Annotated in this window: 17 protein-coding genes; all 17 read left to right on the top strand. The window is 39.4% G+C overall.

Annotated features, from left to right (window positions below):
• Positions 1 to 288 precede the first annotated feature (288 nt).
• The 17 genes from ACVWXS_RS12925 (at position 289) to mreB (ending at position 14074) form a co-directional block, all read left to right on the top strand.
• Positions 289 to 660 carry an ATP synthase subunit I gene (locus ACVWXS_RS12925; RefSeq protein WP_456958487.1) on the top strand — a complete coding sequence of 124 codons (372 nt, stop codon included), beginning with the start codon at positions 289 to 291 and terminating at the stop codon, positions 658 to 660.
• A gap of 36 nt (positions 661 to 696) precedes the next feature.
• Positions 697 to 1419, top strand: a complete 723-nt coding sequence (atpB, locus tag ACVWXS_RS12920; protein ID WP_456958486.1) for a F0F1 ATP synthase subunit A — start codon at positions 697 to 699, stop codon at positions 1417 to 1419.
• 65 nt (positions 1420 to 1484) lie between these two features.
• Positions 1485 to 1709 carry a F0F1 ATP synthase subunit C gene (gene atpE / locus ACVWXS_RS12915; RefSeq protein ID WP_004269474.1) on the top strand — a complete coding sequence of 75 codons (225 nt, stop codon included), beginning with the start codon at positions 1485 to 1487 and terminating at the stop codon, positions 1707 to 1709.
• 174 nt (positions 1710 to 1883) lie between these two features.
• Positions 1884 to 2402: a F0F1 ATP synthase subunit B gene (gene atpF / locus ACVWXS_RS12910; RefSeq protein WP_368636177.1), complete on the top strand. Its 519-nt coding sequence runs from the start codon at positions 1884 to 1886 to the stop codon at positions 2400 to 2402.
• On the top strand, positions 2399 to 2935 hold the full coding sequence (locus ACVWXS_RS12905; protein ID WP_374963887.1) for a F0F1 ATP synthase subunit delta: 537 nt from the start codon (positions 2399 to 2401) through the stop codon (positions 2933 to 2935). Before atpF ends, ACVWXS_RS12905 begins: the two co-directional genes overlap by 4 nt.
• Positions 2936 to 2963: 28 nt before the next feature.
• Positions 2964 to 4472 (top strand): F0F1 ATP synthase subunit alpha, encoded by a 1509-nt coding sequence (gene atpA, locus ACVWXS_RS12900; RefSeq protein ID WP_368636179.1) that lies wholly within the window; start codon positions 2964 to 2966, stop codon positions 4470 to 4472.
• A gap of 47 nt (positions 4473 to 4519) precedes the next feature.
• Positions 4520 to 5377 (top strand): ATP synthase F1 subunit gamma, encoded by an 858-nt coding sequence (atpG, locus tag ACVWXS_RS12895; RefSeq protein ID WP_368636180.1) that lies wholly within the window; start codon positions 4520 to 4522, stop codon positions 5375 to 5377.
• 49 nt (positions 5378 to 5426) lie between these two features.
• Positions 5427 to 6842 (top strand): F0F1 ATP synthase subunit beta, encoded by a 1416-nt coding sequence (gene atpD, locus ACVWXS_RS12890; protein ID WP_285396856.1) that lies wholly within the window; start codon positions 5427 to 5429, stop codon positions 6840 to 6842.
• Between the two features lie 24 nt (positions 6843 to 6866).
• Positions 6867 to 7274, top strand: coding sequence for a F0F1 ATP synthase subunit epsilon (locus ACVWXS_RS12885; protein WP_402983279.1), 408 nt, complete (start codon positions 6867 to 6869; stop codon positions 7272 to 7274).
• Between the two features lie 104 nt (positions 7275 to 7378).
• Positions 7379 to 7618, top strand: a complete 240-nt coding sequence (locus tag ACVWXS_RS12880; RefSeq protein WP_368636182.1) for a DUF1146 family protein — start codon at positions 7379 to 7381, stop codon at positions 7616 to 7618.
• 378 nt (positions 7619 to 7996) lie between these two features.
• Entirely contained in the window at positions 7997 to 9310 is a 1314-nt protein-coding gene (gene murA / locus ACVWXS_RS12875) for a UDP-N-acetylglucosamine 1-carboxyvinyltransferase (RefSeq protein ID WP_456958485.1), read from the top strand.
• Positions 9311 to 9529: 219 nt separating this feature from the next.
• Positions 9530 to 10006 carry a hypothetical protein gene (locus ACVWXS_RS12870; protein WP_456958484.1) on the top strand — a complete coding sequence of 159 codons (477 nt, stop codon included), beginning with the start codon at positions 9530 to 9532 and terminating at the stop codon, positions 10004 to 10006.
• A gap of 50 nt (positions 10007 to 10056) precedes the next feature.
• Complete coding sequence (spoIID, locus tag ACVWXS_RS12865) at positions 10057 to 10998, top strand: stage II sporulation protein D (protein WP_456958502.1); 942 nt, start codon at positions 10057 to 10059, stop codon at positions 10996 to 10998.
• Positions 10999 to 11035: 37 nt separating this feature from the next.
• Positions 11036 to 11719: a peptidoglycan DD-metalloendopeptidase family protein gene (locus ACVWXS_RS12860; protein WP_402983288.1), complete on the top strand. Its 684-nt coding sequence runs from the start codon at positions 11036 to 11038 to the stop codon at positions 11717 to 11719.
• A 176-nt stretch (positions 11720 to 11895) separates the two neighbouring features.
• Positions 11896 to 12153, top strand: a complete 258-nt coding sequence (locus ACVWXS_RS12855; protein WP_068986219.1) for a sporulation transcriptional regulator SpoIIID — start codon at positions 11896 to 11898, stop codon at positions 12151 to 12153.
• A 102-nt stretch (positions 12154 to 12255) separates the two neighbouring features.
• Positions 12256 to 12435, top strand: a complete 180-nt coding sequence (locus ACVWXS_RS12850) for a hypothetical protein (RefSeq protein ID WP_456958483.1) — start codon at positions 12256 to 12258, stop codon at positions 12433 to 12435.
• A gap of 643 nt (positions 12436 to 13078) precedes the next feature.
• The gene (mreB, locus tag ACVWXS_RS12845; RefSeq protein WP_068986217.1) at positions 13079 to 14074 is read left to right on the top strand and encodes a rod shape-determining protein; all 996 of its coding nucleotides are present in this window, start codon (positions 13079 to 13081) and stop codon (positions 14072 to 14074) included.
• Positions 14075 to 14084 lie beyond the last annotated feature (10 nt).

The raw sequence follows: 14084 nt of genomic DNA, 5'->3' as shown, positions 1-14084 counted from the left end.
TACAAAGGGTAATAATGATAAGGGTTTCTAGTCGTTAATAGACGTTGAAACACTTGTTATATCAAGTTTCTACTAAATTGACAGTTAAAACAATACTGTCGATTTGCAACGTTTTGTGTGTTTCGGGGTGTAAGACATTTTTTTTGAATTTACACCTGTAATTTCAAAATGACTCTCCCGTTACTATTCCGCTGTGAGTAGTGTTTTTCACTGCTCTTTTCTGATTTCACATAGTGGTCAGCAAACGTTTTCTTTACTCGAAAAAATGATTCAGGAGATTATAAACCAATGCTAGATTTGCATCACATTTTTGCTGTGCAGAAGAGAGCGTTATTTTTTTTGCTCGGACTCTGCGCATTAGGTTGGGGGTTTACGCCCTATCAGACGGTTTTTGCGGGCATCGCAATCGGTGCATTATTTGGTACGTATAATTTTTGGATTTTAGTTCGCCGTATGGAGAAGTTTGATCGATCCATTAGTGAAGGGAAGAAAATAGGCTCGCTTGGTACAGCACTTCGCTTTGGATCAGGTGTAGCGGCAGTCGCTCTAGCAATTTCGTTGCCAAACTATTTTCACTTAATTAGCACGGTCATAGGGCTAATGATTCCGTACGTTTTTCTCTTTGTCGAGAGAATTGTGTCACAAGTAAGGAACCACTAATGTGCTTTAAATTAGAAAGAGAGGTGAAAAATAACAATGACTCATGAAGCTCCATTAAAAACAGTTGATTTTGGTCTGTTTTATCTAACATTCAACCTCTCAACTGTTATGATGTTACTAGTTGCTGCTGTAATCGTTTTCTTAATCGCGGTTATCTCAACTAGAAACTTAAAGTTAAAACCTACTGGTATGCAAAACTTTATGGAATGGATTATGGATTTCGTAAAGAACATCATCAAAAGCAACATGGACTGGAAAACTGGTGGGCGATTCCACATTTTAGGTATCACGCTTATTATGTTTATCGCTGTATCTAACTTATTAGGTCTTCCATTCTCGATTGCCTATGATCACACACTTTGGTGGAAATCACCTACAGCTGACCCAACTGTTACGATGACGCTTGCAGCAATGATTTTAGTTCTAACTCAATACTATGGTATTAAAATGAAGGGTACAGGTCATTATGTTGGTACATTCTTTAAACCAATGTCATTCATGTTCCCATTAAAAATCGTAGAAGAGTTTGCAAACACTTTAACATTAGGTCTTCGTCTTTACGGTAACATTTATGCGGGTGAGATTTTACTAGGCTTACTTGCAGGTTTAGCGTCAACAGGTGTTATGGGATTCGTCGGGGCAATTATTCCTACGATGGCATGGCAAGGTTTCTCTATGTTTATCGGCTTTATCCAAGCCTTTATCTTCACAATGTTAACAATGGTTTACATGGCTCATAAAGTGAGCGATGACCATTAATATAAAGCATACACTTTATGCTTGAACCAAAAAAAAACAAACAATTCCAAGGAGGAAATTTTCAAATGACAGGTTCATTAGGTTTATTAGCAGCAGCAATCGCAATCGGTTTAGGTGCACTTGGTGCAGGTATCGGTAACGGTCTTATCGTATCAAAAACAGTAGAAGGTATCGCTCGCCAACCAGAAGCTCGTGGCGTTCTTCAAACTACAATGTTCATCGGGGTTGCATTAGTTGAAGCCCTACCGATCATCGCAGTAGTAGTAGCATTCATCGTAATGAACAAATAATTCAGTTGTACACTGAATTTGACTAGTGGCGAAGCAGGATTCTCAGATGAAACTTCGCCATTCATTTTGGAACTGATAAAAGCTATGTGTAAATATAGCTTTTTAAAATAGGTAGTTTTCAAGTATTTAAATTATTATGTTGAAGTCATAGCTCTTGAAGGGAGTGAAACAATCGTGTTTTTAGATTATCTTGTACTAGGTGCCGGCACTGGTTTTAATGGCGGGGACATCGTCTCAACATTAGTTATTTTCTTATTGTTAATGATGTTACTTAAAAAGTTCGCTTGGGGTCCACTTATGGGCATCATGCAACAACGTGAAGAATTAGTAGCAAGTGAAATCGAAGCAGCTGAAAAAGCGCGCAAAGATTCGCACCAATTTTTAGAAGAACAAAAGAGCCTTCTTAAAGAAGCTCGTACGGAAGCACAATCGATTGTTGAAGGCGCTAAGAAGCAAGGCGAAGTGCAAAAAGAAGAAATTCTTACTGCAGCACGCAATGAAGCAAACCGCTTAAAAGAATCGGCTTTACGTGAAATTGAGTCTGAAAAAGAAAAAGCTATTGCAGCTGTACGTGATGAAGTCGTTTCATTATCTGTACTTGCAGCATCTAAAGTCCTTAGCAAAGAGATTTCTGAGGCAGACAACCGTGCTCTAATTGAAGAGACGATTGCGAAGGCAGGGGAAGCTCGATGAGTAATTCAACTGTAGCAAAACGTTACGCTCAAGCGCTTTTTGAATTAGCGCAACAAAAAAACATTCTTGCTGAAGTTGGAGCAGACTTAAACGAACTAACAAAGGTTGTTACAGAATCTCCTGATTTTTTAACACTTTTAAATGCTCCTAAGTTCTCTATCGAACGTAAGAAACAAATAATAGCTGAAATCTTCGCTGGTGCAACTCCAGAAGTTTTACACACAGTTCAACTACTTGTTGAGAAAAAACGTGTAAACGAAGTGAAGCTAATCGCAACAGCATATGCTGAACTTGCTGCACAATCACAAGGTACTGCAGATGCAACAGTATTCTCAACTCGTGCACTTTCTACTGAAGAAAGCGCTAATATTTCGGCAGCTTTTTCGAAACTTGTTGGGAAACAATCATTAAACATTACAAACGAAATCGATCCATCTTTACTTGGTGGGATTCGTGTTCAAATCGGTAACCATATTTATGATAGCTCAGTAGCGAACAAGCTTGAGCGTCTAAAACGTGAATTAATCGGTTAATAATTTAGAAATGTGAGAGGTGACATACATGGGCATCAAGGCTGAAGAAATCAGCAGTCTGATTAAACAACAGATTGAGAATTATGAATCTGAACTTAAAGTAAGCGAAGTTGGTACAGTTATCCGTATTGGTGACGGTATCGCTCTTGCTCATGGCCTCGACAACGTCATGGCTGGAGAGCTTTTAGAGTTCTCTAACGGTGTTATGGGTATGGCTCAAAACCTAGAAGAAGGTAACGTTGGTATCGTAATCTTAGGTCCATACGCAGACATCAAAGAAGGCGATGAAGTTCGTCGTACAGGTCGTATCATGGAAGTACCAGTTGGTGAAGAACTAATTGGTCGTGTTGTAAACCCACTTGGTCAACCAGTGGATGGACAAGGTCCTATCAACACAACAAAATCTCGTCCAATCGAAAGTCCAGCTTTCGGTGTAATGGCTCGTAAATCAGTACACGAACCACTACAAACTGGTATCAAAGCGATTGACGCTTTAGTACCAATCGGTCGTGGTCAACGTGAGTTAATCATCGGTGACCGTCAAACTGGTAAAACATCAGTAGCAATCGATGCAATTCTTAACCAAAATGACCAAAACATGATTTGTATCTATGTTGCAATCGGTCAAAAAGAATCTACTGTACGTGGTGTAGTAGAAACTCTTCGTAAAAATGGCGCTTTAGATTACACAATCGTTGTGACAGCTTCTGCTTCTCAACCAGCTCCATTATTATTCTTAGCACCATTAGCTGGTGTATCTATGGCAGAAGAATTCATGTTACAAGGTAAACACGTTTTAATCGTGTATGATGATCTTTCTAAACAAGCATCAGCTTACCGTGAACTTTCACTTCTTCTTCGCCGTCCTCCAGGTCGTGAAGCTTACCCTGGTGACGTATTCTACTTACACAGCCGCTTACTTGAACGTGCTGCGAAGTTAAATGAAACATATCAAAATGGTTCAATTACAGCTCTTCCATTCGTTGAGACACAAGCTGGGGATATCTCTGCATACATCCCAACTAACGTAATCTCAATTACTGATGGACAAATTTTCTTACAATCTGACTTATTCAACTCAGGTGTACGTCCAGCGATTAACGCCGGTCTTTCTGTATCACGTGTAGGTGGATCTGCTCAAATTAAAGCGATGAAAAAAGTTGCGGGTACACTACGTCTTGACTTAGCTGCATTCCGTGAACTTGAATCATTTGCTCAATTCGGTTCTGATTTAGATAAAATCACACTTGGTAAACTTGAACGTGGTAAACGTACGGTTGAAGTTCTTAAACAAGACCTAAACAAACCACTTAAAGTTGAAAAGCAAGTTGCGATCCTTTATGCATTAACTAAAGGTCACTTAGATGATATTCCAGTACAAGATATCGTTCGCTTTGAAGGTGAATTCTTAAGCTGGTTAGATACAAACCACACAAACGTTTTAGATCATGTTCGTACTACAAAAGAGCTTGCTCCTGATGCTGATTACGTAGCAGCTTTAACAGAGTTCAAAAAAACTTTCGCTAAATCAGAATAAGTTCGAGCTAGTCACTTGATTAAAAAACAAAAGGTGGTGAAATACCAGTGGTAAACTTACGCGAAATAAAAGGTCGTATTACTTCTACAAAGAGTACGAAACAAATTACAAAAGCGATGCAGATGGTTTCTTCTTCAAAGTTACGTCGTGCAGAGCAAAACGCTAAAGCGTACGTTCCTTACATGGAAAAAATCCAGGATGTAGTAGGCGCGATCGCTTCAGGAACAAAAGACAGTGGACATCCAATGTTAACTGCTCGTCCTGTTAAGAAAACAGCTTACTTAGTCATTGGTTCTGACCGTGGTCTTGCAGGTGCTTACAACTCAAGTATCCTACGCCAAGTACAACGTACAATTGACGAGCGTCATAAATCAAAAGACGAATACGTTATTTTAGCGGTAGGTCGTGTTGTTCGTGACTACTTTGTGAAACGTGATCATAATGTCATCAGCGATGTTGTCGGTCTTCCGGACCAACCATCATTTGCTGATATTAAAGAAGTCGCTCGTAAAGCTGTTGGTATGTTCACTGATGGTACGTATGATGAACTTTATATGTACTACAATCACTTTGTCAGCGCAATTGCTAGCGAAGTGACAGAGAAAAAACTTCTTCCATTAACGGATCTTGCACCTGCTAGCAGTAATGCTTCTTACGAATTTGAGCCATCTGGTGAAGCAATTCTTGAAGTGTTACTTCCACAATACGCGGAAAGCTTAGTTTACGGCGCATTATTAGATGGAAAAGCAAGTGAACATGCTTCTCGTATGACGGCTATGAAAAATGCAACTGATAATGCATCTGATCTTATTTCAGACCTTTCATTGCAATATAACCGTGCGCGTCAAGCGGCGATTACACAAGAAATTACAGAAATCGTTGGTGGAGCTGCAGCCTTAGAATAGGCCCAGCTTCCCAATGTCGTATAAGAATACGATAGGAGGATACACAGTAATGAATAAAGGACATGTTATTCAAGTAATGGGTCCAGTTGTTGACGTAAAATTTAGCAATGGCCAATTACCAGCAATCTATAACTCACTAACAGTTAAGATTGAACGTCCTAATGAAGAACCAACAATTCTTGCATTAGAAGTTGCTCTTCATTTAGGTGATGATTCTGTTCGTACAATTGCAATGTCATCTACTGATGGCTTACAACGTGGAGCAGAAGTAACAGACTCAGGAAAAGCTATCTCAGTACCAGTTGGTGAAGTTACTTTAGGTCGTGTATTCAACGTACTTGGAGAAGTAATCGACTTAGGTGAAGAGATTCCAGCTGACGTTCGTCGTGATTCAATTCACCGCGAAGCACCAGCTTTCGATGAACTTTCAACTACAGTTGAAATTCTTGAAACAGGGATCAAAGTAGTAGACTTATTAGCACCATATATCAAAGGTGGTAAAATCGGTCTCTTCGGTGGTGCCGGTGTAGGTAAAACAGTATTAATCCAAGAATTAATCAATAACATCGCACAAGAGCACTCAGGTATCTCTGTATTCGCTGGTGTAGGTGAGCGTACTCGTGAAGGGAACGACTTATTCTTCGAGATGAGCGATTCAGGCGTTATCAAGCAAACAGCGATGGTATTCGGTCAAATGAACGAACCACCTGGTGCACGTATGCGTGTAGCTTTAACTGGTCTTACAATGGCAGAATACTTCCGTGATGAGCAAGGTGCTGACGTACTTTTATTCATCGACAATATCTTCCGTTTCACACAAGCAGGTTCTGAGGTTTCTGCCCTATTAGGTCGTATGCCTTCTGCGGTAGGTTACCAACCAACACTTGCAACTGAAATGGGTAAATTACAAGAACGTATCACATCTACTAACAAAGGTTCTGTAACTTCTATTCAAGCGATTTATGTACCAGCCGATGACTATACTGACCCGGCGCCGGCTACAACTTTCGCCCACTTAGATGCTACTACTAACCTTGAGCGTAAATTATCAGAAATGGGTATCTACCCTGCGGTTGACCCATTAGCTTCGACTTCTCGTGCTTTATCACCAGAAATCGTAGGCGCTGAGCACTACGCAATCGCTACTGGTGTACAACGTACAATCCAACGTTACCGTGAATTACAAGATATCATTGCTATCTTAGGTATGGATGAGTTATCTGATGAAGATAAACAAACAGTAGAACGTGCTCGTCGTATTCAATTCTTCTTATCTCAAAACTTCCACGTTGCGGAACAATTCACTGGTCAAAAAGGTTCTTATGTACCTGTTAAAGAAACTGTTCGCTCATTCAAGGAAATCCTTGATGGCAAATGGGATCACCTACCAGAAGATGCTTTCCGTTTAGTTGGTTCAATTGATGAAGTAGTTGAAAAAGCGAAAAGCATGGGCGTAGAGGTTTAATACTAGGGACGAGGAGGAAAAAATATGAAGACAGTTCTAGTCAATATTGTCACTCCCGACGGCCCAGTATACGATTCTGAAGTATCAATGGTAATTGCTAAAACAACTTCAGGGGAAATCGGTGTTCTTGCAGGCCATATTCCTATGGTCGCTCCACTTGCAATTGGTGCAGTGAAGCTTAAAAAAGAAAACGGTTCGACTGAAATGGTTGCTTTAAGCGGTGGTTTCATTGAAGTGCGTCCTGAAAAAATCTCAATTTTAGCTCCGTCTGCTGAAATTGCTGAAAGCATCGATGTTAAACGTGCTAAAGAAGCCGTTAAACGTGCTGAAGGACGTATTCAAAGTAAACAAGACAACATTGATTTCAAACGTGCTGACCTAGCATTAAAACGTGCGTTGAATCGTATCAACGTTCATGAGGGTAATATCTAATTCAAATTTTAACGGGCAGATTCAATATCTGTCCGTTTTTTAACTTTATTCCAAATGCAGCCTTTTGAGAGTGCTGCTAGAGAAATGAATATGGAGGAACCAACATGGAAATGTATGAGGCCATAGGACAAGAAGCTTTAATAGGAATTTTATCGCATATATTTTTTATCGCTATTACTTTTTACGCGCTACAAGCTTTTATGCTAGAAAAGCTCTTCAAGAAGAATAAAGTATTTCAAGTTCAGTTAATTTATATTTTGTTAAGTATTGCGATAGGATCGGCCGTTTCAAATTTCTTTCTCCAAATATCAAACTGGTCAGGAAAACTTCCGTATTTATTTTAATAGCCCCTTATGCCTATTTTTTGATGGAAACTACATATTTCACAGGACTTTATAATATCATTATGTGGTCCTTTGAAATATGTAAATATTAGTGTTAAGAAAACCTATAGATTTTTGTTTTTGTTCATAAATCTTTGGGTAAGTATTAGTAATTAATGCTTTTCTTCCATGTTATTGGTCATTCACAAAAAAAAAAATTATGCGTACAATAAATAAATAGCAAAATATCAATAAATGTCTTAAAATAGTGATTTGGATGCTTGAACGAGCGTAAGAAAAGTTGTACTATAGAGTTGTTTGTTTACTGATTATGACATTATACTTCTTGTTAAAATAAAAATATGATAGGTTAATAGATTGAATTCGGAGGGACATAAGGTGGAAAAAATAATAGTGACTGGCGGCAAAAAGCTACAGGGAAAAGTACGTGTAGAGGGCGCAAAAAATGCAGTGTTACCAATCCTAGCGGCGGCTTTACTTGCTTCTGAAGGAGAAAATGTAATTAAAGAAGTCCCTAACTTAGCAGATGTCTTTACTATAAATGAAGTACTTAAAAGTCTAAACGCGGCGGTTACATATATACCGGAAGACAATACAGTATATATAGATACAACAAAAGAACTTTCTAGTGAAGCTCAGTTTGAATTTGTCAGTAAAATGCGTGCATCGATTTTAGTGATGGGTTCTTTACTTGCTCGAAATGGCTATGCTCGTGTTGCTTTACCAGGGGGCTGTGCAATCGGTTCTCGCCCAATTGAATTACATTTAAAGGGCTTTGAGGCTATGGGAGCAAAAATCTCCTTTGGTCATGGGTATGTAGAAGCGAAGGCAGAGGGACGTTTAAAAGGCGCCAATGTGTATTTGGACTTCCCTAGCGTTGGGGCAACAGAAAATATTATGACAGCTGCAGCTTTAGCACAAGGAACAACTGTAATTGAAAACGCAGCGAAAGAGCCTGAAATTGTAGATCTTGCAAACTTTATTAATAATATGGGTGGCCGTGTCATCGGTGCAGGTACGAATACGATTCGTATCGAAGGTGTCGATACATTGTATGGGACAGAACATCATATTATTCCTGACCGTATTGAAGCTGGCACATTTATGGTTGCAGCAGCAATTACAAAAGGCGATGTAACGATTGAAAACGCTGTTCCTGAGCATATGACAGCATTAATTGCAAAGATGCGTGAAATGGGTGTAGAAATTGTTGAACTAGATGAAGGCATCCGTGTACGTGTTTCTAATACATTAAAAGCTGTCGATATTAAAACAATGCCACATCCAGGATTCCCAACAGACATGCAATCCCAAATGATGGCCTTGATGTTAACTGCAGAAGGTACGAGTATAATTACGGAAACGGTTTTTGAAAATCGTTTTATGCATGTTGAGGAGTTCCGTCGCATGAATGCCAGTGCTAAAATAGAAGGACGTTCTGTGTTTATCGAAGGGCCTGTAGATCTTCAGGGTGCTGAAGTGATGGCGACAGATTTACGAGCGGCGGCTGCACTAATTTTAGCAGGTCTTGTATCAGAAGGTGTGACTAGAGTTACAAAACTTCATCACTTAGATCGTGGTTACGTTGATTTCCACGGCAAGCTGGCTGCTCTTGGCGCAAATATTGAACGTGTACCAGTTGAAGATGTAATCATCACTGAGGAATCAGCTGTTGAATTACCAACAAACTAAATAGATCTCAAAACCCTTTGCTTAAGTTCAAGCAGAGGGTTTTTTCCTTTGTAGTTTAATCTGGCAAATTGACGCTGTTATAGGAAGAAGCATGATCATTAGATGGAAAGAGGACTAAAAGAATCTCAAAAGTGATAATGTACCTGCGAAAAGAAGCGTATTTCTACACAATTTAGTTTCTATTTAGCGTTTTAAAACGTATGCCATGTTATAAATTGATTGGAGTGGAGGCTGGGCGACTCCTTGGGGATCAGCAATAGAGGAACGAAGGCTAAGAGCATCACATCCTGTGATAACGCCTTCGTGACCAACATCGTGTTGGCCCGAGACCCTGCAGCGAAGCGGATGTTTTCTGTGCGAAAGCGTAGTGCTAACGTAGCGGCAGCAACTGGGTTTTGTCTGTGCGAAAGTGCAACGACAGCAACAATAAAAGCGGCTCATCGGACGCCCCCAGGAAGCTTTGCTCTGTGCGACAGCGAAGCGACAGCAACAAATGTTTTATCTGCGCGAAAGCGAAGCGACAGCGACAAATGTTTTATCTGCGCGAAAGCGAAGCGACAGCAACAAATGTTTTATCTGCGCGAAAGCGAAGCGACAGCGACAAATGTTTTATCTGTGCGAAAGCGAAGCGACAGCAACAAAGCGCCCGACCGGAACGGAAATCAACCTCACGTTATGGTAATAAGCGATTTTTAGAGAGCCCTCAACATTCACATATTTTGAAGATTTCTAGCATATTATTCCTTATGAAAAAATGGATAATGAGTATAAGCATAATTAGTTTGATTGGAGCATTATATATGCTTCCTGTGGCATTAGGTGAGAGACAAACGGTTGAAGAGTCACCTTCAACAACTACAACGGAGAAGGCTTGTGAAATATTTATAGAAGTGGAGGGACAACAGGAGAAAATCCCTTTAGAAACGTATGTGACTGGTGTAGTTGCTGCAGAAATGCCCGTTTCGTTTAAAAAAGAAGCTTTAAAAGCGCAGGCAATTGCAGCGAGAACATACGCATTGAAATCGACAAATTACGGTAAAATAGCCATCGCTCCTACAGTAGCTAGACAAGTTTTTTACAATAAGGAGCAAAGAAAAGAGAATTGGACTAGCAATTTCCCGGGGAATGAAAAGAAAATTGTCGAGGCCATTAACGAAACGAAAGGACAAGTTCTTCTATATAATAATGAATTAATTACGGCAATGTTTCACTCTACTAGCAACGGTAAAACAGAGAGTGCCCACGGTTATAGCGGTAATGATCTACCATATTTACAAAGTGTTGCAAGTATATCTGATCAATCATCACCAAAGTTTTCAGCTATAAAGGAATGGACATTAAAGGAATGGAATGCACTGTGGCCTGTTAAATGGCACGCAAGTGATTTCAACCGTGTACAGTTATTTATAAATGATTCCGGACGTGTTGAGCGCATGCAGCTAGGCAAGAATGTGTGGTCAGGTCGAGAAGTTCGAACACTTTTACAAATACCATCAACGGATTTTAAAATTTCATATAATGCGGCTACAGGAAATGTACAGGTTAGCACGGAAGGATACGGGCATGGGGTAGGAATGAGTCAATACGGAGCAGAGGCTATGGCTAGTAATGGGAAAACTGCTGCCGAAATTTTACACTATTATTATCAAGATATTGAAATAAAATCGATAGATGCATGTTTAAAATAACTTTTAGTTGTTCACACTGCAACTAGAGGTGATGAAAATGAGAGAGGATAAAAATAGTAAAACTTCTCAAGATCAAAATGAAAAAGTTCAAGTACAGAAGAAACCATGGTTTTGGCCAGCAGTTTACGGAGGTGGCGCTCTAATGCTAGCAGGGATGCTATTTGGTTACAATAGTCTCGTATCGAAAGTAGAAGAGGCTCCGTCATCAGAAGTAGCAGAAGTAGATTCAGGTCCTGTAGTTGAAACAAATGCACGTACAGAAACTATGAAGTACCCATTCAAGGAAGCAGATTTAAGTAAAGTCCAAGTTTCACAAGAGTTTTATGAAGTAGAGGCTAATGCAGAGTCACGTGAAAAAGCACTAATGGTATTTAATCAAACATTTACGACATCTTCCGGTATTTCGCTTTCTATGAATGGTGAAGAATTTGAAGTACTTGCTGCTATGAGTGGTAAAGTACTAGAAGTAAAACTAGATGCATTTACGGGTAATAAAATTGTTATTGAGCATGCAGATGGTAAGCAAACACATTATAGCTCTGTAAAGGACATTGCCGTGAAAGAAGGCGATGAGGTAACACAAGGTCAAGCGCTTGGAAAAGCGACTGACAATGAGTGGAACCAAGCAGCTGGCATTCACTTGCATTTTGAAGTACTAGATAACGGAAAATATATTAATCCGAAACAATTACTAGCCTTTGAAAATAAGGACCCTAAATAATACAGTATTTTAAAGAGAAAAATAAATACTAAAAAATGCATAAAAAATCAGTATTTTATCGTGAAAATGTAAAATGTGTTCTGAATAGCTTTGTCCTCACATAAGGTGAAGAAATGCGCAGACGTGCATCTGATGCCAACGCCATTTTGTGAAATTGTGTGGAAAGGACGAAGAACGTGCACGAGCACATTCGGAAGCGCTGCATACGCCTCGGTGAATTATTGATTGAGACGCGTGAAACTGTGCGTGTCCTCGCGAAAATGACAGGTTATTCAAAAAGTACGGTGCACAAAGATTTAACAGAGCGATTGCCAACAATTCATGAAGGATTAGCTGAGCAAGTGAAAGAAATTCTCGCCTATCATAAGGCCGTACGTCATATTCGTGGAGGAGAGGCAACAAAAAACAAGTGGAAAGAAAGAGCGAGTCAATAATGATTCGTTCTTTTTTTTGTTTGCACAGGGAGGTTGAGACAAAACCTCATTTTTCTGCAGTGAAAGTGGAGCGCAACGCAACGGCAGCGACAAAAATCTTTAATGAGCTGCAGTTTTGAGATTTGTCGAGAACTTTTGATTGTTTATCGACCAACTTTATCGATTTATCAACCAACTATTTTAATTTATCGACCAACTTTATCGATTTATCAACCAACTATTTTAATTTATCAACCAACTTTTGAAAAATATCGACATCTACCTTCATGCAACACTCTCTGACCGCACTGATCATTTACGTCGCTTATGACATAAGTATATTTTTTTACGCAAAATTTAAAAACTCAACACCAAAAAACGCGAGAAATCAACGTTCTAAATTGATTTATCTTGCTTTTTAAGGTTTTGACCAGTTTTGTCCCAGCCACTTTCATTTTCTACATATTTTTAAAACGGATACAATGTATATAAGTTGATTGGAGTGGAGGCTGGGCGACTCCTTGGGGATTAGCGGTAGAGGAACGAAGGCTAAGAGCATCACATCCTGTGATAACGCCTTCGTGACCTACATCGTGTAGGCCCGAGACCCTGCAGCGAAGCGGATGTTTTCTGTGCGAAAGCGTAGCGACAGCAACAACAAAAGCGGCTCATAGGACGCCCCCAGGAAGCTTTGCTCTGCGCGAAAGCGCCCAGCCGGAACGGAAATCAACCTCACGTTATTGTGATGAGTCAAAACAAATAAGATACCATATAAAAGATTGCTTAAACGATTTCTTCTTTTCTATGACTGTTCATATAATTGAAACAAAACCGTTCCGTTCACTAAAATTAGGTGAAATTACCAATGAAATATGATAAAATATTCTAGATAAACAGATAAAATGAACGTTATGTAGTTGGAACTGGCGGGAAGGAGAAATATAAAATGTTTTCGAAAGATATTGGCATTGACTTAGGAACTGCGAACGTATTAATACACGTTAAAGGCAAAGGAATCGTCTTAAATGAACCATCTGTAGTGGCGATTGATAAAAAAACTAATAAAGTATTAGCGGTAGGGGAAGAGGCTCGCCAAATGGTAGGGCGTACGCCAGGAAATATAACTGCAATTCGCCCATTACGAGATGGTGTTATTGCGGATTTTGATGTTACAGAAGCTATGCTACGACATTTCATCAATAAATTAGATGTAAAAGGATTTTTAGCGAAACCACGTATTTTAATTTGCTGTCCAACAAACATTACTAGTGTTGAGCAAAAAGCTATTCGCGAAGCTGCAGAAAAATCAGGTGGAAAAAAAGTATACTTAGAAGAAGAACCGAAAGTTGCAGCAATTGGTGCAGGCATGGATATATTCCAACCTAGTGGTAATATGGTAGTCGATATTGGCGGTGGAACAACAGATGTAGCAGTTCTATCAATGGGTGATATTGTAACGAGCGAATCCATTAAGGTTGCAGGAGACGTTTTTGATAATGATATTTTACAATATATTAAAAAAGAATATAAATTGCTAATTGGTGAACGTACTGCAGAGGCAATAAAAATCACAATTGGTACAGTCTTTAAGGGCGCGAGAAACGATTCAATGGATATTCGTGGTCGTGACATGGTGACAGGTCTACCACGTACAATAGAAATTCACTCTGAGGAGATTGAACGTGCATTACATGAATCGGTTGCTATGATTGTCCAATCTGCAAAAAATGTTTTAGAAAAAACGCCACCAGAACTATCAGCTGATATAATTGATCGTGGGGTAATTATTACTGGCGGTGGTGCATTACTACATGGAATGGACCAGCTATTAATAGAAGAGTTAAAGGTACCTGTGTTCATTGCAGAGCACCCTATGGATTGTGTAGCAATTGGTACAGGCATTATGCTTGAAAATATTGATCGAGTGCCCGCATCCTTATAAAAATTTAAGA

It is taken from the genome of Lysinibacillus sp. TE18511 (assembly GCF_054062295.1).
The sequence above is the reverse complement of the archived record's forward strand: the minus strand, read 5'-3'. Positions and strand labels throughout refer to the sequence as shown.

Excerpts from the sequence above, each read along its gene's own strand:
- atpE (WP_004269474.1), top strand. The coding sequence starts at position 1,485 with ATGACAGGTTCATTAGGTTTATTAGCAGCAGCAATCGCAATCGGTTTA.
- mreB (WP_068986217.1), top strand. The coding sequence starts at position 13,079 with ATGTTTTCGAAAGATATTGGCATTGACTTAGGAACTGCGAACGTATTA.
- atpA (WP_368636179.1), top strand. The coding sequence starts at position 2,964 with ATGGGCATCAAGGCTGAAGAAATCAGCAGTCTGATTAAACAACAGATT.
- spoIID (WP_456958502.1), top strand. The coding sequence starts at position 10,057 with ATGAAAAAATGGATAATGAGTATAAGCATAATTAGTTTGATTGGAGCA.
- atpB (WP_456958486.1), top strand. The coding sequence starts at position 697 with ATGACTCATGAAGCTCCATTAAAAACAGTTGATTTTGGTCTGTTTTAT.
- atpD (WP_285396856.1), top strand. The coding sequence starts at position 5,427 with ATGAATAAAGGACATGTTATTCAAGTAATGGGTCCAGTTGTTGACGTA.
- ACVWXS_RS12905 (WP_374963887.1), top strand. The coding sequence starts at position 2,399 with ATGAGTAATTCAACTGTAGCAAAACGTTACGCTCAAGCGCTTTTTGAA.
- ACVWXS_RS12860 (WP_402983288.1), top strand. The coding sequence starts at position 11,036 with ATGAGAGAGGATAAAAATAGTAAAACTTCTCAAGATCAAAATGAAAAA.
- ACVWXS_RS12880 (WP_368636182.1), top strand. The coding sequence starts at position 7,379 with ATGGAAATGTATGAGGCCATAGGACAAGAAGCTTTAATAGGAATTTTA.
- ACVWXS_RS12850 (WP_456958483.1), top strand. The coding sequence starts at position 12,256 with ATGAGCTGCAGTTTTGAGATTTGTCGAGAACTTTTGATTGTTTATCGA.
- ACVWXS_RS12885 (WP_402983279.1), top strand. The coding sequence starts at position 6,867 with ATGAAGACAGTTCTAGTCAATATTGTCACTCCCGACGGCCCAGTATAC.
- ACVWXS_RS12925 (WP_456958487.1), top strand. The coding sequence starts at position 289 with ATGCTAGATTTGCATCACATTTTTGCTGTGCAGAAGAGAGCGTTATTT.